This window comes from Corynebacterium sp. KPL4035 (assembly GCF_037908325.1).
GTDB classification, from domain to species: Bacteria; Actinomycetota; Actinomycetes; order Mycobacteriales; family Mycobacteriaceae; genus Corynebacterium; species Corynebacterium kefirresidentii.
In genome coordinates this window covers 15,155-37,202 of sequence record NZ_JBBMGF010000013.1, presented here as the reverse complement: position 1 = coordinate 37,202, position 22,048 = coordinate 15,155, and the positions used below count along the sequence as shown (strand labels likewise).

Below are 22,048 nucleotides of genomic sequence, written 5' to 3'. Positions count from 1 at the left end.
ATTCCTCGACAACGAGGATGAAAGGGAGACATTACGTGTTTGACGTAAATCTCTTCGACGAGCTCCGCATCGGTCTTGCCACCGCAGACGATATTCGTCGCTGGTCCAAGGGCGAGGTCAAAAAGCCTGAGACCATTAACTACCGCACCCTGAAGCCGGAGAAGGACGGCCTCTTCTGTGAGCGCATCTTCGGCCCCACCCGTGACTGGGAGTGCGCTTGTGGTAAGTACAAGCGCGTCCGCTACAAGGGCATCATCTGTGAGCGCTGTGGCGTTGAGGTCACCAAGTCCAAGGTTCGCCGTGAGCGCATGGGCCACATTGAGCTGGCCGCTCCGGTAACCCACATCTGGTACTTCAAGGGCGTTCCGTCCCGCTTGGGCTACCTGCTGGACCTGGCTCCGAAGGATCTCGAGCGCATCATTTACTTCGCCGCCAATATCATCACCTCCGTGGATGAAGAGGCTCGCCACAACGATCAGTCCACCCTGGAAGCAGAAATGCTCCTGGAGAAGAAGGACGTTGAGGACGATACCGAGTCCGAGATCGCAGAGCGCGCCTCCAAGCTGGAGTCTGACCTGGCTGAGCTGGAAGCAGCCGGTGCCAAGGCCGATGCCCGTAAGAAGGTAAAGAACGCTGCCGATAAGGAAATGCAGCACATCCGCGAGCGTGGCGAGCGCGAAATCGCCCGCCTGGATGAAATCTGGAATACCTTCATCAAGCTGGCTCCAAAGCAGATGATCATCGATGAGACCATCTACGAAGAGCTGGTTGACCGCTACGAGGATTACTTCACCGGCGGCATGGGCGCAGAAGCTATCCAGACCCTGGTCCGCAACTTCGACCTCGAGGCTGAGGCCGAGGAGCTGCGCGAGATCATCAACAACGGCAAGGGCCAGAAGAAGATGCGTGCTCTCAAGCGCCTGAAGGTCGTCGCTGCCTTCCTGCGCTCCGGCAACGATCCGGCCGGCATGGTGTTGGATGCCATCCCGGTTATCCCGCCAGAGCTGCGCCCAATGGTGCAGCTGGACGGTGGCCGCTTTGCTACCTCCGACCTGAATGACCTCTACCGCCGCGTGATCAACCGCAATAACCGTTTGAAGCGCATGATCGACCTGGGCGCTCCAGAGATCATCGTGAACAACGAGAAGCGCATGCTGCAGGAGTCTGTGGACGCGCTCTTCGATAACGGCCGCCGCGGCCGTCCGGTTACCGGCCCGGGCAACCGTCCACTGAAGTCTCTGTCTGACTTGCTCAAGGGCAAGCAGGGCCGTTTCCGCCAGAACTTGCTGGGTAAGCGCGTGGACTACTCCGGCCGTTCCGTTATTATTGTCGGCCCGCAGCTGAAGCTGCACGAGTGTGGTCTGCCGAAGCTCATGGCGCTCGAGCTATTCAAGCCGTTCGTCATGAAGCGCTTGGTAGAAAACGACTATGCCCAGAACATCAAGTCCGCCAAGCGCATGGTTGAGCGCCAGCGCCCAGAGGTGTGGGACGTTCTGGAGCAGGCCATTTCTGAGCACCCTGTGATGCTCAACCGTGCACCTACGCTGCACCGCCTGGGCATTCAGGCCTTCGAGCCGAAGCTGGTTGAGGGTAAGGCTATTCAGCTGCACCCGCTGGCTTGTGAGGCGTTCAACGCCGACTTCGACGGTGACCAGATGGCAGTCCACCTGCCGCTGTCCGCTGAGGCACAGGCTGAGGCCCGCGTCTTGATGCTGGCGTCCAATAACATTCTGTCCCCGGCATCCGGTAAGCCACTGGCTATGCCGCGTCTGGATATGGTTACCGGTCTGTACTACCTGACGATGGACAAGTCCGAGGACGAGATCGGTGGCAACGGCCGCTTCCGCGAGGCAGAAGAGGACAAGCCAGCAACCGGCGTTTACTCCTCCTACGCCGAGGCCCTCATGGCCTATGACCGCGGCACCGTTGGCCTGCAGGCCCCGATCAAGGTCCGCATCGATCACCTTCGCCCGCCGAAGGAGATCGAGGAGGAGCAGTTCCCGGATGGCTGGACCAAGGGCCAGGCATGGATGGGCTACACCACCATTGGCCGCGTCATGTTCAACGAGTTGTTGCCATGGAACTACCCGTACCTCGAGGGCATCATGGTCCGTAAGGGCGGCGGCTCTGGCAACAAGGTCCTCATCGGTGACGTGGTCAATGACTTGGCCAATAAGTACCCGATGATCACCGTGGCTCAGGTGCTGGACAACATGAAGGATGCCGGCTTCTACTGGGCAACCCGTTCTGGCGTGACCATCACTATGTCTGACGTTCTGGTTCTGCCGAATAAGACCGAGATCCTCGAGTCTTATGAGAAGGAAGCAGAGCGCATCGAGCGTAAGTACTGGGAGCAGGGTGCTCTGACCGAGCGCGAGCGCTACGATCGCCTGGTTGAGCTGTGGAAGGACGCTACCGATACCGTCGGTGAGGCCGTCGAGAACATGTACCCTGACCACAACCCGATTCCGATGATTGTGAAGTCTGGTGCGGCCGGTAACATGCGTCAGATCTGGACGCTGGCCGGTATGAAGGGCATGGTTGTGAACTCGCACGGTGATTACATCACCCGTCCGATTAAGACCTCCTTCCGTGAAGGCCTGTCCGTGCTGGAGTACTTCAACAACTCCCACGGTTCCCGTAAGGGTCTGGCCGATACCGCGCTGCGTACCGCTGACTCCGGCTACCTCACCCGTCGTCTGGTGGACGTGGCCCAGGACGTCATCGTCCGCGAAGAGGACTGTGGCACCCGCCAGGGCGTTCGCGTCCCCATCGGCGAGGTTTCCGGCGACAAGGTGGTTCTCTCCGAGCTGTGGGAGACCTCCGCATCCGGCCGCGTTCTCGCGACCGATGTCAAGGACGACAATGGCGAGGTCGTGGCCGAGGCCGGCTCCGACCTCACCGAGGAACTCACCCAGAAGCTGTTGGACGCCAAGGTTACTGAGGTTAAGGTTCGCTCCGTGCTGACCTGCCAGACCCCGGCTGGCGTGTGTGCCAAGTGCTACGGCAAGTCCATGGCTTCCGGCCAGCTGGTCGATATCGGCGAGGCCGTCGGCATCGTGGCGGCACAGTCCATTGGTGAGCCGGGCACCCAGCTGACCATGCGTACGTTCCACCAGGGTGGTGTCGGTGGCGATATTACCGGCGGTCTCCCGCGTGTTCAGGAGCTTTTCGAGGCCCGTAACCCGAAGAACCGCGCTCCTATCGCTTCCGTTGACGGCACCGTATCCCTGTCCGATGAGGGCAACTTCTGGACCCTGACCATCACCCCGGATGACGGTTCTGATGATGTGGTCTATGAGAAGCTCTCCAAGCGTCAGGGCCTGGCTCAGGTCCGTCGCCCGATGGAGTCCAACCCGGATGCGATGATCGAGCGTTCCCTCAAGGACGGCGACCACGTCGAGACCGGAGACCGCCTGATGCGCGGTGCGGCTGACCCTCACGACGTGCTCGAGGTCCTCGGCCGCCGTGGCGTGGAGCAGCACCTCATCAACGAGGTGCAGGCTGTGTACCGTACGCAGGGTGTGGCTATCCACGATAAGCACATCGAGATCATCATCCGCCAGATGCTGCGCCGCGGTACCGTCATTGATGCGGGTACTACGGACTTGTTGCCGGGTAACCTCATCGACCTTTCTGAGGCTAAGCAGCTCAATGCTGCTCAGGTTGCAGAAGGTGGCGAGCCGGCTCAGCTGCGCTCGGAGATCATGGGTATTACCAAGGCTTCCTTGGCTACCGAGTCCTGGTTGTCTGCTGCATCGTTCCAGGAGACCACGCGTGTGCTTACCGACGCCGCTATTAATAAGCGCTCCGATAAGCTCATCGGTCTCAAGGAGAACGTGATTATCGGTAAGCTCATCCCGGCCGGTACGGGTATTTCCCGCTACCGCAATATTTCCGTCAAGCCGACCGAGGCTGCGCGCAACGCTGCATACTCGATTCCGACTTACGGCGATTCCATCTATGGCGATGACGGCTTCGGTGAGTTCACCGGTGCCTCCGTGCCGCTGGATGAGGACTTCACTTTCTAGGGTGCAGCTGAATCTGCGTTAACGCGGGATATTGATGGCCCCGCCTTTCTGAATGACAGGAAGGCGGGGCTGTTTCCATGTTTAGGGTGTACCGCTAAACTGCTCTGCTAGTATGAATGCAGCTTTTGGCAAGGCGCCTTTAGGGGAGCGCTGCCTAAGTAGTTGAAAAATGCACACATCACGGGTGCTTGTCAGCTGCCATTGTGTAGCCGAGACTGGCTGAGATGCCGCCACATGCGCGGTGAACCGTAGAACCTGATCCGGATAATGCCGGCGAGAGGGAGGAAGATTATGTCTACTACACGTGCGTCCGCTGCCCCGAAGCGCAGTTTGAATTGGCGCGTGGTCGATATCGTGGTTGCATCTGTTCTGGGTGTAGCTTGCGGCTTCGTATTCTTGGGTTGGAACGCAGTGGGCTATGCCTGGTTCCAGGCCATGGATGCTATTACCCCGGGGTTGGGCGGTATTGCGACCGGTATTTGGCTCATTGGTGGCGTGCTGGGTGGCCTTATTATTCGTAAGCCAGGTGCAGCTGTATACGTAGAGGTCCTAGCGGCTACTGTGTCCGCAGTGCTGGGTTCCCAGTGGGGCATTGAAACCCTGTATTCCGGCTTGGCACAAGGGCTAGGCGTGGAAATCATCCTGGCTATCTTCCTGTACCGCAGGTTTGGCTTTGGAGTTTCGGTATTAGCCGGCATGGCGGCTGGCTGGGGTGCTTTTATTCTCGAGCTATTCCTTTCCGGTAACTTGGCTCGCTCCTTCGAGTTCCAAATGATTTATTTGGTTACGCTGACTATCTCCGGTGCTATCCTCGCCGGTGCTTTGGGCTTTTTCGTGGTGAAGGCGCTAGCGAAGACAGGTGCTTTGGATCGTTTCGCCGCAGGCCGTGAACAGCGCGCTTAGGGCGTATGGGCACTGTGACTGACTTTTTCACTCTGGCGGGAAGGCCCACAAAAATTACCGCCCGCGGTTTTGGCTGGACGCATGCCGGGCGCACCCAGCCAGCGTTAGCTGATATTGACCTGGTTATTGAGCCAGGCGAGCGGGTATTGCTTTGCGGCGACTCTGGATCCGGCAAGTCCACATTCTTGGCTGCTATAGCCGGGGTGCTGGGCTCCGATGAAGAGGGAACCCGCGCCGGAGAGATCCTTTTGGAAGATTCCACCGGCGCGGTGGAGGAACCGGGACATTCCATTCCCGTAGGGCTGGTGTTGCAAGACCCAGATTCGCAGGTTATCTCAGCTCGGGTGGGAGACGATATTGCCTTCGGCTGCGAGAACCTAGCGTATCCGAGGGAAGAGATTTGGCGCCGCGTAGCCGCGGCCAAGGATCTGGTCGGCCCGTTCGTGGATATGGATTTTCCCACCGAGCGCCTGTCTGGTGGGCAAAAGCAACGCCTTGCTTTAGCGGGTGTAATCGCTATGGGTGCCGGTGTGGTGCTGCTTGATGAGCCCACAGCCAATCTTGACCCTGCCGGCGCCCGCGATGTGGTTCGGGCCGTTTCTGCACTGGTAGAAGAGACTGGGGCTACCCTTGTGGTGGTAGAACACCAGCATACGGCATGGGAAGGATTGCTTGACCGTGCCGTGGAAATTGCGCATGGGCGCATCGTGGCCGATGGTCCCTTTGAGCAGATAGCACGACGCCGCCGTGTCGAAGAGCTCCCGCAGGCGCGCGAGTTGGGTGATGGCGCAGCTAGGGAAGGAGACGCTGCGCTCTGGACTAAGGATTTGGTTACTCGCTTCGGCCCACCGCGCACGATTTCTCTGCCGGCGGGCGCTTCGACTGTGATTACAGGTCCTAATGGTGCAGGGAAATCGACATGGTTGATGACCATGGCGGGCTTGCTGCCGGCCATCTCCGGCGAGATCGGAGTGGCAGACTATGTGCGCCGTGGCGTGAAGGGGCCACCGATTCGGTGGAAGTCTCGAGAGCTGGCAGACCGCATTGGATTCGTATTCCAAAACCCGGAGCACCAGTTCGTTTCGCGCACCGTAGCGGAAGAGCTGCGCGTCGCGCCAAAGGTCATGCGAGTAAAACCGCCAGAAGAGCGCATAGACCAATTGGTGGATTCCCTGCGCCTGGAGCACCTTTTGGAGGCTAATCCCTTCACGCTTTCTGGAGGCGAGAAGCGCCGCCTTTCGGTAGCTACTGCGTTGGTAACGTCACCTGAGGTAGTACTTCTTGACGAGCCTACTTTTGGACAGGACCCGCAGACCTTTGTGGAGCTGGTGCGTTTGCTACGCGAGCTAGCCGATGGTGGCACCACCGTTGCCTCCATCACCCACGATCCTTTGTTTATCCAGGCTTTAGGGGATCATCATGTGGAGGTGGATAGTGCCTAACCTTTTGCGCGAAGCCAATCCGCTGACACGAGTGTTTATGATGTTTATCTGGGTCACTCCCATTTTGGCATCTATTGACTGGGTTTCGGCAGCGGTATCATTGGCGCTCACCCTGATTTTCGCCCCGTTATGTGGGGTATCGTGGGCGAGGGTCTTTAAAGCCGGGTGGTTCCTTTTCTTGGTTGCCCCGATTTCCGGCGTTTCCATGCTGCTTTATGGTGAGCCCAGCGGCACCGAATACTTCCACTGGTGGCTTATTCATGTCACTGAAAATTCCCTCACCCTGGCAATCGCTATTACGCTGCGCGTCTTCGCCGTGGCTTTGCCCATGGTGGTGCTCGCCCGTGATATCGACCCTACGGAGCTGGGTGATGCCCTCTCGCAGATCCTGAAGCTACCATCGCGCTTTGTCATTGGTGCAGTGGCCGGTGTGCGCATGATGACGCTCTTTCAATCCGATTGGCAGTCGCTGGGGATGGCGCGCAGGGCGAGGGGGCTGACCGACGTCGGCAAGCTGAAGCACCTGCTTACTATGTCCTTTGGGCTATTGGTCATCGCGCTGCGCCGCGGTGGCAAGCTGGCGACGGCCATGGAGGCGCGCGGATTTGGGCGCACCCCACCCGGAGGAGGGGCACGTACGTGGGCGCGTCCCTCCCGGCTGCATGCCCGCGATGGGTGGATTATGGCCCTAGGTACTGTCCTCGCTTTTGTACCGGTGGTAGTTTCGGTACTCACTGGGGCCTGGAGATTCTTCGGCCTATAAACCGCGAAAGCAGTGATTGAGCGACCATGGACTTTGATAGCCAACAAGAGCGCCTTTTAGAGGACGTCGTCAAGCTGGCGGCAGCCAGAAAGCGTGCCTTCAAGCCAGTGACCGTGCTTATCGACGGCCCTTCGGGTGCCGGAAAAACCTGGACTTCCGCCGCGCTGGCCGAGCGCACCAACTGGCGCGTGGTACACCTCGATGAGTTCTACCCCGGCTGGCACGGCCTGGACAAGGGCTCTGACATGGTGGCAGAACAGGTATTGCGCACCATGAATCCCGGCTATTGGCGCTGGGATTGGGAGGCGGACAGCCCTGGAGACTGGGCTAGCCTCGACGTGCGCGATGATCTCATCGTGGAAGGGGTGGGCTCCGTAACCCCGGCCAATATCGCAGCCGCAAAGGAGAGGGGAACGGTAGTTAGCGTGCTTATCGACGGCCCCCGGGACCAACGCCGCGAACGCGCCATCGCCCGCGAGCCCGACTACGAGCAGTGGTTTGAAACCTGGGAAGCACAGGAAAAGGACTACTTTGCCACCAAGGCTGCTGAGGCTGATTTAGTTTGGGAATGGTCCTAGCAGGAAGAAGGTGCCGATCGCGTTTTGTAAAAAGCGTGATCGGTTTGCTAGTCTAAACGGCAGTTCACTATGCGTGCCTTGCTGGCACGCGGTGAAGAGTCTGATCCTTAACAAGGCACCGACCTTGGGAAGAGTTCTGGACATGCGGCAGCGCCCCGGGAAAGAGCGCCCATTTTTGCATGTTTGGTTCCTTTCCTTCGGTATTGGTGCAATTCGACAGAAAGACTGTTAAATGCCAACTATTCAGCAGCTGGTCCGCAAGGGCCGCCACGATAAGCGTAAAGAGGTTTCCACCGCTGCGCTGAAGGGTTCCCCGCAGCGTCGCGGTGTATGCACCCGCGTGTACACCACCACTCCTAAGAAGCCGAACTCCGCACTGCGTAAGGTTGCTCGTGTTCGCCTGACCACCGGTATTGAGGTTTCCGCCTACATTCCGGGCGAGGGCCACAACCTGCAGGAGCACTCCATGGTCCTCGTTCGCGGCGGCCGTGTGAAGGACCTTCCTGGTGTTCGTTACAAGATCATCCGCGGCGCTCTGGATACCCAGGGTGTCAAGGACCGTAAGCAGGCACGTTCCCGTTACGGCGCAAAGAAGGGACAGTAATAAACAATGCGTAAGAATGCTGCTCCGAAGCGTCCTGTAGTCAAGGACCCGGTATACAACTCCGAGCAGGTAACCATGCTCGTCAACAAGATCCTCCAGGACGGCAAGAAGTCCACCGCAGAGCGTATCGTCTATGGCGCTCTCGAGGCTTGCCGCGAGAAGACCGGTACCGATCCGGTTGGCACCCTGGAGAAGGCACTGGGCAATATCCGCCCAGACCTTGAGGTTCGCTCCCGCCGTGTCGGTGGCGCTACCTACCAGGTGCCGGTTGAGGTTCGCCCTGACCGTGCAAACACCCTGGCACTGCGCTGGATGGTGACCTTCACCCGCCAGCGTCGCGAGAACTCCATGATTGAGCGTCTCGCAAACGAGATTCTGGATGCCTCCAACGGCCTCGGCGCTTCCGTTAAGCGTCGTGAGGATACTCACAAGATGGCTGAGGCTAACCGCGCCTTCGCTCACTACCGCTGGTAATTTCAGCACTCATTTCAATGGCCCAAGCAACGAGAAGAAAGTTTCGCGCTGGCTGCCGGCAGGTTTTCTCCGGCGGCGACACAAAACTACATATCTCTTGCTTGGGTCATTTTTTGCCCTAATGGGTGTGATTTCTGGGCGGTATGCCCGCCCGGTCCAGCGGCATCGTGGAGTGTCCAGTACACTGAAGCGATGGAAGTCTAGGGGCATGCGTGCACCTAGGACGGCCAATAGTGGCAAAAATTAAAAGACCTTATCCATGCAGGCGTCATAGCCAGAAACCTGGTCACGGCGTCGACGACTATTAAGTTGGGGTATAAACGTGGCACAAGAAGTGCTTAAGGATCTGAACAAGGTCCGCAACATCGGCATCATGGCCCACATCGATGCTGGTAAGACGACGACCACCGAGCGTATTCTCTTCTACACCGGTATCAACCGTAAGGTGGGCGAGACCCACGACGGTGCGTCCACTACTGACTGGATGGAGCAGGAGAAGGAACGCGGCATCACCATTACCTCCGCTGCCGTGACCTGCTTCTGGAATAACAACCAGATCAACATCATCGACACCCCGGGTCACGTTGACTTCACCGTTGAGGTTGAGCGTTCCCTGCGTGTTCTTGACGGCGCCGTCGCAGTCTTCGACGGTAAGGAAGGCGTTGAGCCGCAGTCCGAGCAGGTGTGGCGTCAGGCTGCTAAGTACGATGTTCCGCGTATCTGCTTCGTTAACAAGATGGACAAGCTGGGCGCTGACTTCTACTTCACCGTTCAGACCATCATTGACCGCTTGGGCGCTAAGCCGCTGGTTATGCAGCTGCCTATCGGCGCTGAGGATGACTTCGACGGCGTTGTCGACCTGCTGAATATGCAGGCAATCACCTGGCGTGGCAAGGTCGAGACCGGCGCTGAGCCTACCTACGAGGAAATCCCAGAGGACCTCAAGGACAAGGCGGAAGAATACCGCGAGAAGCTGGTTGAGACCGTTGCTGAGTCCGACGAAGAGCTCATGGAGAAGTACTTCGGCGGCGAGGAGCTGACCATTGACGAGCTCAAGGCCGGCATCCGTAAGCTCACCATCAACTCCGAGGTCTACCCGGTTTACTGCGGTACCGCCTACCGCAACAAGGGCGTGCAGCCACTGCTCGACGCTGTGGTTGACTTCCTGCCAAGCCCGCTGGACGTCGGCGAGGTTATCGGCCACGAGGTAGGAAACGAGGACAAGGAGCTTACCCGTAAGCCTTCCGTTGAGTCCCCGTTCTCCGCACTGGCATTCAAGATTGCTGCTCACCCATTCTTTGGCCAGCTCACCTTCACCCGCGTCTACTCCGGCCAGGTCACCCCGGGTACCGAGGTTATGAACTCCACCAAGGGCAAGAAGGAGCGCATCGGTAAGCTCTTCCAGATGCACGCCAACAAGGAAAACCCTGTTGAGCAGGCAGACGCCGGTAACATTTATGCTGTTATCGGTCTGAAAGAGACCACCACCGGTGACACCCTGTGTGACAAGGATAACCAGATCATCCTCGAGTCCATGGACTTCCCGGATCCGGTTATCAAGGTTTCCATCGAGCCGAAGACCAAGGCTGACCAGGAGAAGCTGGGTACCGCTATCCAGAAGCTCGCAGCTGAGGACCCAACCTTCACCGTCGAGCTGGATGAGGAGACCGGCCAGACCGTTATCGGCGGCATGGGCGAGCTCCACCTCGACGTTCTTGTTGACCGCATGAAGCGCGAGTTCAAGGTTGAGGCGAACATCGGTAACCCGCAGGTTGCTTACCGTGAGACCATCCGTAAGAAGGTTGAGTCCATGGAGTATACCCACAAGAAGCAGACCGGTGGTTCCGGTCAGTTCGCAAAGGTTATCTGCACCATCGAGCCGTACAACCCGGACCCAGAGACCTTGGAAGAGGGCGAGTCCGCAACTTACGCATTCGAGAATGCCGTCACCGGTGGCCGCGTTCCGAAGGAATACATTCCTTCCGTTGACGCTGGTATCCAGGACGCAATGCAGTACGGCTACCTGGCAGGCTTCCCGATGGTTAACATCAAGGCCACCCTGGAAGACGGCGCTTACCACGACGTCGACTCCTCCGAGATGGCCTTCAAGCTGGCCGGCTCCCAGGTCTTCAAGGAAGCAATGGCCAAGGCAAAGCCAGTTCTGCTGGAGCCGATGATGGCCGTTGAGGTTGTCACCCCTGAGGAGTACATGGGCACCGTTAACGGTGACATCTCCTCCCGTCGTGGCCAGGTCTTCGCTATGGAGGACCGTTCCGGCGCGAAGGTCGTTAAGGCTAAGGTGCCGCTGTCCGAGATGTTCGGTTACATCGGTGACCTGCGTTCTTCCACCGCTGGCCGCGCAAACTTCACCATGGTCTTCGATTCCTATGCAGAGGTTCCATCCTCCGTTGCACAGGAGATCATCGAGGAGCGCACCGGCAGCGCTAACTAAGCAGTAGCCCCGCTCCACCCGCGGTTTGTCCGGGCTGGTAATCTTCGCCAGTAGATGCCAGACCCGCCGCGGAGCGGGACAACTGGGCCAGGGTAGCGGCGGGCTGAGTTTGCAGCTTAACCATCTAGGTTGTGAATTGAGCCGGCCGTTACCCTCCCAGGATCCTTTTTAGAAGATTCTTGTCGAGGGAAATGGCCGCGATATTTCGCGGGGTTACCTCCTATAACGGCGGTTTGAAAAAACCGTGGCATAAATCTAGGATCGTGTAACTGGCACGTAAAGAAAGCGTCATTAGCGCTTTGCCCCACATACTGTGGGTCGGGTGCCAATGACAACTGTCAACCACGTGGCTGCGAAGGTCGTAGCCACCATATAGTCCAGGAGGACATACAGTGGCAAAGGAGAAGTTCGAGCGTACGAAGCCGCATGTGAACATCGGCACCATCGGACACGTCGACCACGGCAAGACCACCACCACCGCAGCGATCACCAAGGTTCTGGCTGACCAGTACCCTGAGGAGAACCAGGCATTCGCGTTCGACATGATCGACAAGGCTCCTGAGGAGAAGGAGCGCGGTATTACCATCAACATCTCCCACGTTGAGTACTCCACCCCGAAGCGCCACTACGCACACGTTGACGCTCCGGGCCACGCCGACTACATCAAGAACATGATTACCGGCGCTGCTCAGATGGACGGCGCTATCCTGGTTGTTGCTGCAACCGATGGCCCGATGCCGCAGACCCGCGAGCACGTTCTGCTTGCTCGCCAGGTTGGCGTTCCTTACATCCTCGTTGCACTGAACAAGTGCGACATGGTTGATGATGAGGAAATCATCGAGCTCGTTGAGATGGAGATCCGTGAGCTGCTCGCAGAGCAGGACTACGATGAGGAAGCTCCTATCGTTCACATCTCCGCTCTGAAGGCTCTCGAGGGCGATGACAAGTGGGTACAGTCCGTCGTTGAACTGATGGAAGCCTGCGACAACGCTATCCCGGATCCGGAGCGCGCTACCGACCAGCCGTTCCTGATGCCTATCGAGGACATCTTCACCATTACCGGCCGCGGCACCGTTGTTACCGGCCGTGTTGAGCGTGGCCGTCTGAACGTCAACGAGGACGTTGAGATCATCGGTATCCAGGAGAAGTCCCAGACCACCACCGTTACCGGTATCGAGATGTTCCGCAAGATGATGGACTACACCGAGGCTGGCGACAACTGTGGCCTGCTTCTGCGTGGTACCAAGCGTGAGGACGTTGAGCGTGGCCAGGTTGTTATCAAGCCGGGCGCTTACACCCCGCACACCAAGTTCGAGGGTTCCGTCTACGTCCTGAAGAAGGAAGAGGGCGGCCGCCACACCCCGTTCATGAACAACTACCGTCCGCAGTTCTACTTCCGTACCACGGACGTTACCGGTGTTGTTCACCTGCCAGAGGGCACCGAGATGGTTATGCCTGGCGACAACGTTGAGATGTCCGTTGAGCTCATCCAGCCGGTCGCTATGGACGAGGGCCTGCGCTTCGCTATCCGCGAGGGCTCCCGCACCGTCGGCGCTGGCCGCGTTACCAAGGTTATCGACTAGTCGATACCCAGTAACCGCTCAGTAGAGCTATAAAAAATCCGCTTCACTTTCGGTGGGGCGGATTTTTTGATCCTTAACCCACTTTCTCCGCGATGCACGAGCGTCGGCAATAGCCGTTGCTGCCTTGGCCGGGCGGTGCTGGCCTATAAAAGAGGCCTCCCGCTGCATCCTGTTTGATTGATGCTGCGGGAGGCTTCAGCGCATTGCGCTTTTAGGTGTGCAGGGAGTTGCTACTTTTCCCAGCCGATGTCTTCCTTGGGGAGGATGGCGAAGCCGTTGGCACCGTAGTTGGCCAGGCCCTTCTTTACGCCGACCATTTGCGGACCGTTGGCGAAGGGGAGGATACCGTAGTGGCCGAAGGCCTCCGATTCGAGCTCATTGACGCGGTCGATTTGTTCGTCCTGGGAAGGAAGCTTCTGCAGCTCTTCAATCTTCTTATCAAATTCCTTGGTGCCAGTGCTGGACATATTTAGTGTGGAATCGCTGGCGTAGTACTGGCCAAAGTAGGCGACTCCAAATGGGTCGGAGGAAGCAATGGCGGACAGGAAGAGGTCGAAGTCTCGCTCAGAGGTTACCTTCGAGAACTCAGCAGAAGGGCGCTCTTCAATCTTGAGGTCAACGCCGACGTCCTTGAGCATCTTTTGAAGTGCGGCGGCAAGGGACTTGGATACCTCATCGTCGCCGATGAGGATATAGCGCAGGGATAGTTTTTCGCCGTCTTTAGCAAAGATTCCGTCATCACCTTGTTGATATCCGGCATCCTCGAGCAGCTTCTTGGATTGCTCGGGGTCGAACTTGATGACGTCCTTGATATTGTCCTTGTAGCCCTCCTGGGTGGAGTAGAGGGTAAGCGAGCCCGGCATCTCTTCTTCATAGCCCAGGCCGTTATAGCGGATCTCGGCCAGCTGATCGCGGTCGATGGCGGAGAAGACGGCGTGGCGCACATCCTCATCCTTGAGCTGTGGCGCCTTGGAATTGAGGGTGAGGATGACATTGGCAGGGCGCAATGCTGCGCGGATATCGATGTCCTCGCCCATTTCACCGGCAATGGTGAGGCTGTTCTTATCGGCCACGCCAGCCGCGTCGATTTCCCCGGCCTGGAAGGCGTTGATGGTGGCCTGGGATTCCATGACGCGGAAGCTTACCTTCTTCATCTTTGGCTTATCGCCCCACCACTTTTCGTTCGGCACGAGGCTAAGGGTGCCACCCTTAAAGTCCACATTGTCCACCTTGAATGGGCCAGCGCCGTACTGCGGGTTCAGCTTGCCTAGATACGCCTTGTCGAACTTTTCTGGGCTATCAATAGCGGGGTGGAGTATTTCGTTGAAGAGACCCTGCCACCACGGGTAGGGGCCATCGAAGGTGATGACCACGTCCTTGTCGGTAGCGCCCTTTTCCACGGAGGTGATGCGCTCGTAGCCGTCGGTGGAGTTTACCTGGACGTCTTCGTCCTTGCCGTTGTTAAAGCGCCAGGTATTCTCAAAGGCCTTCCAATCGATGGGCGTGCCGTCGTTGAAGGTGGCGTCTTTGTTGATCTTGTAGGTGACGACGGTGTTCTTGCCCTTCTTGTCTTCCTTGGCCTCGTCGATGTAGTCGGGGTTTGGGGTGTAGTTTCCCTCGCCGTCGTAAAGTGCCAGCTGTGGGTTGTACCAACCCCATACCGTGCGGGTATCGGTGACCATATTGGCATGGAAGGTGTTTTGCTGCTCGGTCAGTTCGCCGATGGGGAGGGTGAGTTCACCGTCGTCCTTGAGCTCGTCGCGAGATTTTTCGTTATAGTCGCCGGCTGGATTGACCTCGATGTCGAGGCCGCCTACGGCCTTATTAGAGCCTCCGCCCGAGTTGGCGGCACAGCCGGTGAGCGCGAGGGCTGCGGCGGAAAGGGTGGCTACGGTAGCGATCCGGAAGCGAGTGAACTTGTGCATAATCGGGTTCTCCTTGAGTGAGAGGAAAGTGAAAGATGTGGAAGCGGGGCAGCCGCCACATCCTTCTAGGTGTGAGGTCAACTATATAGAACGGTTGCTGTGCGGCGGGTCACTTTCGTGAAATTGGGGATGTATCGGCCGGATCGGGGTTGCGTCGCCTGCGGGCGGCCTCCGGATCTGGAATCGGAATAGCTTCCAGTAGCTTCTTGGTGTAATCCGCTTGGGGGTTTTCGAAGACCTCGTCGGTCGGCCCGGATTCCACAAATTGGCCCTTATACATGACGGCCAACCTATCGGAGAGGTGGCGCACCACCGAAAGATCATGGGCCACGAAGAGGTAGGACAGCCCCAGCCTTCTCTTCAGATCTTCAAGCAAGTTGATGACACCAGCCTGGATGGAGACATCGAGCGCGGAGACGGGTTCGTCCAACACCAAAACCGAGGGGTTGGTAGCCAGCGCGCGGGCAAGGCCGATGCGCTGGCGCTGCCCGCCGGAGAAGTGGCTAGGAAAGCGGTCAAGCTGGGAGGAATCAAGGCCGACCAGGCCCATGAGCTCATTGATGCGGGCGTCCACGTCGCCATCAAAGCCGAGGGAATTGAGAGGTTCGGCAATGACCTCGCGAACCGTAAGACGCGGGTTAAGCGAGCTCATCGGGTCCTGGAAGACAATTTGGATGTCCTTGCGGGCCGCGCGGCGCTCGGAGTTACTCATCCCGGCCGCGTCTTTCCCGTTGAGCACTACAGCGCCATGTTCGGGTTTGAGATCCATGATTTCCAGCAGGGTGGTGGTCTTGCCGCAGCCGGATTCGCCCACGATGGCCATGCATTCACCCTTGCGGATATCAAAGGTGAGACCGTCTACTGCCTTGACCGTTCCGACGCGGCGCTTGACCAGTGCGCCCTTGGTGAGCGGGAATTCTTTGCGCAGATCCGTGACTTCTAGGGTGGTGGGGCGCTCATCGCGGGGTATACCAGCCATGACATCATCGGCCAGCTGTGGCGGTTTGAACATGAGATCGCCGCCGAGTTTGCGGTCGCGGATTTCGGGTGCGCGCAGGCAGGCGCTCTCGTGGCCCGGGGCATCGTCCAGCAGGCTCAGCGGTGGCTCGCCTTCGGAGCAGGCGGGTTGCGCCACGGGGCAGCGCGGGGCAAATTGGCAGCGCTGCTTGAGATCGACCAGCACTGGTGGGCTGCCCACGATGGGAGTGAGCGGTTCTTCGGCCGATACGTCAGGGCGCGGCGTGGAGCCGAGCAGGCCCACGGTATAAGGCATGCGGGGCTGGGAGAAGATGGTATCCACATCGCCGCGCTCCACGGGGCGGCCGGCGTACATGACCATGACATCATCGGCCGTTTCTGCCACCACGCCCATGTCATGGGTGATCATGATGGTCGCGGCGCCGGTTTCGCGCTGCGCGAGCTTGATGACGTCCAGGATCTGCGCCTGAATGGTCACATCCAATGCGGTCGTGGGCTCATCCGCGATGAGCACGCGCGGATTATTCGCAATCGCAATGGCAATAACCACGCGCTGGCGCATGCCGCCCGAGAACTCGTGTGGGAAGGACTTCAACCGCAGGTGCGGATCGGGGATGCCCACGAGATCGAGCAACTCCGTAGCCTCTTTGAGTGCCTGCTTTTTGCCGACGTCCCTATGGGCCTGGATTGCTTCCACTAACTGCGATCCAATATCGAAAACCGGGGTGAGCGCGGAGAGCGGGTCTTGGAAGATCATTCCAATGCCGTTGCCGCGGATCTCAGACATCTGCTTATCGCTCAGGCCGAGCAGCTCGCGGCCTTCGAATTTCACGGATCCGGTGATCTTTGCATAGTCCGGCAGCAGGCCCATGATGGACATAGAGGTTACTGATTTACCGGATCCGGATTCACCCACGATGCCGAGTGTGCGGCCGGGGTAGAGATCAAAATCTACGCCGCGGACCGCGGAGACGGATCCGGCTTCGGACGGGAAGTTAACGCGCAGGTCTTTGACGGACAAGACAGGCGAGGTCATGCTTTGCCTCCGGAATTCGAGTTGGGGTCGAGCGCATCGCGCAGGCCATCGCCGATGAAGGCCATGGACACGGTGAGCAAGGTCAGGGTTGCAGCAGGGAAGTAGAACAGCCATGGGGAGGATTGCACTGCGGCGGTGCCGCCCTGCAGGAGGGTGCCAAGGGAGACGTCGGGAAGCTTGACGCCCAAGCCCAGGAAGGATAGGGCCGTCTCGGAGCCCACGGTGCCCACCACGCCGAAGACGAATTGGATGATAAGAAGCGAGCCAATATTTGGGATGACGTGGCGCACGATGGTCCGCAACTTGGAAACACCCATGTAGCTAGCTGCGCGGACATAGTCTTGCTCGCGCACCGTAAGTGCCAAAGACCAAATCACGCGGGCCTGGTACATCCAGCCAAAGACAATGAGGACTACGATGAGTAGCTTCCAGTCGCCACCAGAATCCGCTACCACCAGCGCAATGAGCAAGAAGGTAGGGATGGACAGCAAAAAGTGGATGACCGCCAGCACCGCCTTTTCGGCTACTCCGCCCCACAGGGCCGCGGCCGATCCGACAAAAGCGGAGATGACCAAGGTGGCCAGTGATACCACGATGGCGATGGTTAGCGACCTCCCTAAGCCGTGAATGGTCTGGGCGTAGAGGTCATTGCCGGTATCATTCGTGCCGAACCAGTGCTCGGGGCTCGGCGGCTCCGACAGGGCGAGGAAGTCCGGTTCGGTGTAGTCCCACTTGGCAAAGAAGCCGCCGAAGAGGGCTGCCAGCATCAAAAAGACCAGGATGATAAGGCCTAGGGTAGCGAGCTTATTGCGGAAGAAGCGGCGCAGGTAGAGCTTGTAACGCGAAGTGCCACGCGGCATCTGCTCTAAGGTGGCTACTTGCTCGGCCTCGGCCGGGGAGAAGGGGTCCCCCGTTGCGACCTCGCTGTGCGCGGTGATTTCCCCGCGCGGTTCCTGCTTGAAATAGTTGCGGTCTTTAGATGGGGTCATTTAACTCACCCTCACTCGTGGATCAAGCGCAACGACGACCACGTCCGCCAATACCGCGGAAATGGCTGTCATGGCGGCGCCAAAGGCGGCGACGGCTGCTGCACCGTTGACGTCGTTCTTGCTAATGGTTTCGATGAAGTACTGGCCCATGCCGTTCCAGCCAAAGATGCGTTCAGTCATCACCGCACCGGTGAAAATACCCGGAATGGAAAAGGCTACCGAGGTAGCTACTGGAATGATGGAGGTGCGCAGCGCGTGCTTGCGAATGGCTTGCTGGCGGGTCAATCCCTTTGCGCGAGCGGTGCGTACATAGTCTGCATCCAAGTTATCCAGCAGCAAGGTGCGCTGGGTCATGTGATAGCTGGCGTAGCTAATGAAAACCAGCGAAATAGTGGGAAGAACCAAGTGCTGCGCGGAGTCCATTAGCTTGGGGAAGAAGCCTTCCACATCCAGCGAGTGGGAGCCGACGACATAGAAAATTTTCTTTCCGGTGAGCTCGTTGATTTTGAGCGCGCCCCACACCACAGCGATAGAAGCGACCACCACGTGGGTATTCATTGCGATGATGGAAATGCCCTGCCAGATGCGGTCGCCGGTCTTATACTGGCGCGAAGCAGTATAAACACCCACGGCCACGCCGATGAGGATGGACAAAATAGTAGAAAGCAAGAGCAGCTGCGCGGAGACCCAGATGCGGTAGCTAATTTCTGAGTTCACCACCTCGCCCACTGGAGATTGGCCCCAGTCCCATTTGGTGAGGATATTGGTCAGCCACGTCCACCAGCGTTGCACTAGCGGGGTATCGGGGCTGAGGTTATAGGGCTCAAGAAGGTTATTGATTTCCTCCGCCGAAAGCGGCGGGCGGCGGCCGATGTAATTGGACCGTGGGTCCAGGAAGTTGGCCGCCAAGAGATAGGCGAGGTTGGTAGCCAAAAAGATCATGAGTAACCAGCCCAAGGTCTTTTTGATCAGATATTTAGTCATAGAGATTCTCCGTGCGTGGTTAAGCAGGAAACGGGATGTAAATGTGGTTCCAACGAGCGAATCGTTGTATGTGACCAATTTAATAAGCTGTTGCGCGGGGCACAATCGAATTAGCCCCGTGATATAAATCCCCTTTAACGTGATAGGTATTGGCGGAGGTGACGAGGTGGGAAAATAGTGCAATAAAGCGCCGATGAACAGGGGATATGGCGTTCGCGATTGTTGAACACTTATAGTATTTATTTAATTGAATGAAATTAACTCGGGGGTGAATATCTTCGCCCGCGCCCCGACCGCTTGCCTGTCGCCGGCGCTGGGTAGTCTTGGCGGATATGGATGACCCCACCCGCATCGATCCCACTCTTGAGTCCCTCCGTCGCGCCTGGGAAGGCCAACCCGACCTCAGCCTCGCCACCTTCTTTGCCATGCTGGCTAATCGGGGCATCGGTTGGGGTGCGAGCGATGCGGAGCTGGTAGCGGAGTTGCAGCGACAAGCGGCCGTGCATCCACCGCTTCTGCCCTTGGATAACGGACGCATTGCGGAAGGGGAGTGGCTGGTGCTTGCCGACGCCCCCACTAACCGCATTACCGCCACCCCCACCCACGTCATCGTGCGCCGTCCACAAGCTCAACCCGTGGTATGGGCATATGATTCCATTCGCCCAACCGGGCCCGGCCGGCCTTTTACCATTCGTGATACAGAAGGCTTCGAGCACCGCTTTGGCGTGGTTACCAGCCTCATGCGGTTGAGCACTACGTGCCCAGACCTCAAGGGCCTGAAGCGACAGGAGTTAGGCGATTTCGTCTTTGTTCTTCGCTTCTCCGGGGCCATTGGCGTTCTTGACCATGGGTTACACCTATTTGCCAAGGAAAATCGCCGCGTTACTCGCCAGGATTATTCTTGGCAGCGAATAGAAAAATGCCGCCCCGGAGAGGAACTGGAAGTGATCCTCGGGGGCGGCGAATCGGCCCGTTTGGGGGCCATTGAAGAGGTCCTAGTGGCAGAGACCCCGAACCCGCTATTCGGATAGGTCCTTCAGAGGCCCAACCTTGCTGAATTGCAGTTTATAAATGGTGTCCAAATCCGCGTCCGGGAAAGCCGCGCGGAAATCGCGTTCATTGGTCTCCACGGCGCCAGTAAGGCGCTCCACCGGGGTATCCGGATTGGCCGTGACCGTGTACTGCAGGGTAGGGCGGGCACGGTCATAAGCCACGAGCCGCTCCACGTGCTCGACGCCCTTAATTCCATCCAGATCCTGGGCCACAGCACCGGCAATAGCGTTCATCGACGTCGTGATAGATCCCTTGTCATTAGACGATGCAGACTCCACGTTATTAAAGCGACGGTGGCGCAGGTTAGCTACCACGAGCCACAGGCCTACGATAAGCAGTAGTGCGGAACCACCGGCCAGCGCCCAGACCCACCAGTCATTGTCCGCCAACGTCTTCCACGCATCGTGGTCCACCCACAGGGCTAAGTACTTGGCAAACTCCACATTGAAGTGGATAAGGATGGGCCACACGCCCAAAGCGATGAGGATTATTCCCAGCAGGCCGAGCAGGATACGGTCAAAAGTAGCAAGTTTTCTAGACATTGTTATCCAACTCCGGAATCTTTTCTACAGCTACGGTGACCTGTGGCGGATTCTTTAAGTGCGCCAGGCACTGCGTAACCGCGGTCTCTACTCGGCCCTGCAGCTCGGCATCGTCGGTATCACCATTGACGGTGACCTTAGCGGTCTTTTTATCCGCTGAGGTCTGTGCGGAGGCAACGCCCGGCACGCGGCGAGCAGTCGCCGAAGATAGGCGAGCGATATCTACCGGCCGCATCCACATGGACGCGGTATCGGAAGCCAGCTGCAGGTGCGTTGTGCGGCGCGTCTTTAGCGTTGCAAATAGGAAGATAAGGCCGACGATGATGGATGCGACACCGGCCCAAATCATCCAGGTCTGCAGCTGTTCAGTGGCGATGAGGTTAAGTACTGGCTGTACCCACGATTGGGCATCGGAACCAGAACCTACAAGCCACGTCTCGCGCACGCCGACGATGCCCGCGGCGATCAGAAGCAGCCCTAGAATCACAGCCCACGATCGCGCCGCTGGAGACGCCTTCGGCTGCTGCCCAAAGTGTTCAGGCATGTGCTGTTCAGCCATGGTTGCCTCCTTGTGGGCGGTAGGGGTTTATGGAAATGGCGCGCAACGGCTCCGGCCGTGGCACATCCACGTGCAGTGGGCGAGGGTTGGCCGGGGTGACCTCAATACGTTTGAGTGCTTGTGGTCGAGGGGCTTGTACCTTTCGCGCAGGAACGGACTTAGGGGTCTGCACGCGGCGCGGTGTCCACTCGTGGCGGATCTCGATATCACGCAGCGGCTGCGGCCGAGGAGCTGATACCTGTACTTTTCGCGACAGCGGGCGAACCTGTCCGCTGGGGACCAGCTTGGCTGGGCGCGGTGCCGCCACGCTGTGAACGTGTACCGGCTTAGGCTCTTTGAGAGACCGCAGCGCATGTTCACCTGGGGAAGAGATTTCGCGCAGGTGGTGGTCAGGGAGATCAGCAGAGACACTGCGTACCTCAGCCTCGCGCGGAGTGTTTACGGACCGCACCGCGATGTCGGAGTCCGGGGCAGTGACGCTGCGCACCGGTGTTTTCTGCGGTGTGGCAATGCTGCGTACGTTGACCGACTCGGCAGTGACCGGCTGCCAGACCGGCGAGGGCGTGATGTGCGGCGCGACGGCAGCAGCAACCTGGCGCTGCTCCACTTCTGCCGCTGTTACCCGATTGCCCGGAACGGAACCGCCAACGGTGACATTAACGCGTGTAGTGGAATAACCGGTATGTGCCGCGATGGCTTCTGAAATGGCGGCGCGGGTATGCTCCGCCACCGTAGTAACCGGCGAGGGCCACACCACGCCGATAGTGGCGTTGACGGCCGCTACCTCGCGCTCCGAGTCCATTTGGACCGAGACCCGTGGAAAACCGCGGCCGCCGATGCCCGCTAGCTTGGCCTCTATGGCCTTGGTGCCGGGGACGCTAGCGATCGCGGCGGTAACGATGCGTTCCATGGTCCGCAGCGAGATACGCGTGTGGCCCTGAGTGGAACTATCTGTCATTAACCTTGGCCTTTCTCCTTACCGATGAGGCCATTCCACACCGAGGTGAGATCGATACGGCCATCAAAGTGTGCTCCCACGATTCCGCCAATGGCAGCAAGGAGTACGGCGAGCAGGGTCGGACCCCAACCTAGGTGCAAAAAGAAGGCAAGAATAAGGCCGGAAATGATGCCCAAAGTGGTGTAATTTTTCAT

General features: G+C 58.5%; 18 protein-coding genes and 1 riboswitch. Of the genes, 10 read left to right on the top strand and 8 right to left on the bottom strand.

The features are described 5' to 3' along the window. Positions 1-35 precede the first annotated feature (35 nt). From WMP96_RS10430 to tuf, 9 genes are all read left to right on the top strand, one after another. A complete protein-coding gene (locus WMP96_RS10430) occupies positions 36-4,031 on the top strand; it encodes a DNA-directed RNA polymerase subunit beta' (protein WP_023020532.1) in 3,996 nt (1,331 codons plus the stop codon). 170 nt (positions 4,032-4,201) lie between these two features. After that, a riboswitch (TPP riboswitch) is annotated at positions 4,202-4,332 on the top strand. Next, positions 4,323-4,934, top strand: coding sequence for an ECF transporter S component (locus tag WMP96_RS10425; RefSeq protein ID WP_200288279.1), 612 nt, complete (start codon positions 4,323-4,325; stop codon positions 4,932-4,934). It overlaps the preceding riboswitch by 10 nt. A 14-nt stretch (positions 4,935-4,948) precedes the next feature. After that, positions 4,949-6,376 carry an ABC transporter ATP-binding protein gene (locus WMP96_RS10420; protein WP_340433333.1) on the top strand — a complete coding sequence of 476 codons (1,428 nt, stop codon included), beginning with the start codon at positions 4,949-4,951 and terminating at the stop codon, positions 6,374-6,376. Continuing rightward, positions 6,369-7,139, top strand: a complete 771-nt coding sequence (locus WMP96_RS10415; RefSeq protein ID WP_301716689.1) for an energy-coupling factor transporter transmembrane component T family protein — start codon at positions 6,369-6,371, stop codon at positions 7,137-7,139. The genes WMP96_RS10420 and WMP96_RS10415 overlap by 8 nt, the downstream gene beginning before the upstream one ends. Before the next feature lie 26 nt (positions 7,140-7,165). Then, entirely contained in the window at positions 7,166-7,717 is a 552-nt protein-coding gene (locus tag WMP96_RS10410) for a hypothetical protein (protein WP_023027806.1), read from the top strand. Between the two features lie 232 nt (positions 7,718-7,949). Next, complete coding sequence (gene rpsL / locus WMP96_RS10405) at positions 7,950-8,321, top strand: 30S ribosomal protein S12 (RefSeq protein ID WP_005322866.1); 372 nt, start codon at positions 7,950-7,952, stop codon at positions 8,319-8,321. Between the two features lie 6 nt (positions 8,322-8,327). Beyond that, positions 8,328-8,795, top strand: coding sequence for a 30S ribosomal protein S7 (gene rpsG / locus WMP96_RS10400; protein WP_005322865.1), 468 nt, complete (start codon positions 8,328-8,330; stop codon positions 8,793-8,795). Between the two features lie 322 nt (positions 8,796-9,117). After that, a complete protein-coding gene (gene fusA / locus WMP96_RS10395) occupies positions 9,118-11,247 on the top strand; it encodes an elongation factor G (protein ID WP_023020537.1) in 2,130 nt (709 codons plus the stop codon). A 392-nt stretch (positions 11,248-11,639) separates the two neighbouring features. Next, positions 11,640-12,830, top strand: coding sequence for an elongation factor Tu (gene tuf / locus WMP96_RS10390; RefSeq protein ID WP_023020538.1), 1,191 nt, complete (start codon positions 11,640-11,642; stop codon positions 12,828-12,830). A 230-nt stretch (positions 12,831-13,060) separates the two neighbouring features. On the opposite strand, the gene WMP96_RS10385 is transcribed toward tuf, so the two are convergent. From WMP96_RS10385 to WMP96_RS10370, 4 genes are all read right to left on the bottom strand, one after another. Beyond that, on the bottom strand, positions 13,061-14,755 hold the full coding sequence (locus WMP96_RS10385; RefSeq protein ID WP_340433330.1) for an ABC transporter family substrate-binding protein: 1,695 nt from the start codon (positions 14,753-14,755) through the stop codon (positions 13,061-13,063). 109 nt (positions 14,756-14,864) lie between these two features. Continuing rightward, positions 14,865-16,769 (bottom strand): ABC transporter ATP-binding protein, encoded by a 1,905-nt coding sequence (locus WMP96_RS10380; RefSeq protein WP_340433327.1) that lies wholly within the window; start codon positions 16,767-16,769, stop codon positions 14,865-14,867. After that, on the bottom strand, positions 16,766-17,758 hold the full coding sequence (locus WMP96_RS10375; RefSeq protein ID WP_239204665.1) for an ABC transporter permease: 993 nt from the start codon (positions 17,756-17,758) through the stop codon (positions 16,766-16,768). Before WMP96_RS10375 ends, WMP96_RS10380 begins: the two co-directional genes overlap by 4 nt. Further along, positions 17,759-18,742, bottom strand: a complete 984-nt coding sequence (locus WMP96_RS10370; RefSeq protein ID WP_086589068.1) for an ABC transporter permease — start codon at positions 18,740-18,742, stop codon at positions 17,759-17,761. Between the two features lie 332 nt (positions 18,743-19,074). On the opposite strand from WMP96_RS10370, the gene WMP96_RS10365 reads away from it, so the two are divergent. Continuing rightward, positions 19,075-19,773, top strand: coding sequence for a hypothetical protein (locus tag WMP96_RS10365; protein ID WP_023020542.1), 699 nt, complete (start codon positions 19,075-19,077; stop codon positions 19,771-19,773). On the opposite strand, the gene amaP is transcribed toward WMP96_RS10365, so the two are convergent. From amaP to WMP96_RS10345, 4 genes are read right to left on the bottom strand one after another with little or no spacing between them, the layout of a single operon-like run. Further along, positions 19,762-20,337 (bottom strand): alkaline shock response membrane anchor protein AmaP, encoded by a 576-nt coding sequence (gene amaP / locus WMP96_RS10360; RefSeq protein ID WP_023020543.1) that lies wholly within the window; start codon positions 20,335-20,337, stop codon positions 19,762-19,764. The genes WMP96_RS10365 and amaP overlap by 12 nt on opposite strands. Next, entirely contained in the window at positions 20,330-20,896 is a 567-nt protein-coding gene (locus WMP96_RS10355; protein WP_023020544.1) for a DUF6286 domain-containing protein, read from the bottom strand. The genes amaP and WMP96_RS10355 overlap by 8 nt, the downstream gene beginning before the upstream one ends. Then, positions 20,889-21,854 (bottom strand): lysophospholipase, encoded by a 966-nt coding sequence (locus WMP96_RS10350; RefSeq protein WP_301716683.1) that lies wholly within the window; start codon positions 21,852-21,854, stop codon positions 20,889-20,891. Before WMP96_RS10350 ends, WMP96_RS10355 begins: the two co-directional genes overlap by 8 nt. Next, positions 21,854-22,048 carry a DUF2273 domain-containing protein gene (locus tag WMP96_RS10345; protein ID WP_023020546.1) on the bottom strand — a complete coding sequence of 65 codons (195 nt, stop codon included), beginning with the start codon at positions 22,046-22,048 and terminating at the stop codon, positions 21,854-21,856. The genes WMP96_RS10350 and WMP96_RS10345 overlap by 1 nt, the downstream gene beginning before the upstream one ends.

What these genes read in the sequence shown, in the direction of transcription:
- WMP96_RS10375 (WP_239204665.1), bottom strand. Translation starts at nt 17,758, where the DNA reads ATGACCCCATCTAAAGACCGCAACTATTTCAAGCAGGAACCGCGCGGG.
- WMP96_RS10365 (WP_023020542.1), top strand. Translation starts at nt 19,075, where the DNA reads ATGGATGACCCCACCCGCATCGATCCCACTCTTGAGTCCCTCCGTCGC.
- WMP96_RS10380 (WP_340433327.1), bottom strand. Translation starts at nt 16,769, where the DNA reads ATGACCTCGCCTGTCTTGTCCGTCAAAGACCTGCGCGTTAACTTCCCG.
- WMP96_RS10350 (WP_301716683.1), bottom strand. Translation starts at nt 21,854, where the DNA reads ATGACAGATAGTTCCACTCAGGGCCACACGCGTATCTCGCTGCGGACC.
- rpsG (WP_005322865.1), top strand. Translation starts at nt 8,328, where the DNA reads ATGCGTAAGAATGCTGCTCCGAAGCGTCCTGTAGTCAAGGACCCGGTA.
- WMP96_RS10385 (WP_340433330.1), bottom strand. Translation starts at nt 14,755, where the DNA reads ATGCACAAGTTCACTCGCTTCCGGATCGCTACCGTAGCCACCCTTTCC.
- rpsL (WP_005322866.1), top strand. Translation starts at nt 7,950, where the DNA reads ATGCCAACTATTCAGCAGCTGGTCCGCAAGGGCCGCCACGATAAGCGT.
- WMP96_RS10370 (WP_086589068.1), bottom strand. Translation starts at nt 18,742, where the DNA reads ATGACTAAATATCTGATCAAAAAGACCTTGGGCTGGTTACTCATGATC.
- WMP96_RS10345 (WP_023020546.1), bottom strand. Translation starts at nt 22,048, where the DNA reads ATGAAAAATTACACCACTTTGGGCATCATTTCCGGCCTTATTCTTGCC.
- WMP96_RS10425 (WP_200288279.1), top strand. Translation starts at nt 4,323, where the DNA reads ATGTCTACTACACGTGCGTCCGCTGCCCCGAAGCGCAGTTTGAATTGG.
- WMP96_RS10355 (WP_023020544.1), bottom strand. Translation starts at nt 20,896, where the DNA reads ATGGCTGAACAGCACATGCCTGAACACTTTGGGCAGCAGCCGAAGGCG.
- WMP96_RS10410 (WP_023027806.1), top strand. Translation starts at nt 7,166, where the DNA reads ATGGACTTTGATAGCCAACAAGAGCGCCTTTTAGAGGACGTCGTCAAG.
- amaP (WP_023020543.1), bottom strand. Translation starts at nt 20,337, where the DNA reads ATGTCTAGAAAACTTGCTACTTTTGACCGTATCCTGCTCGGCCTGCTG.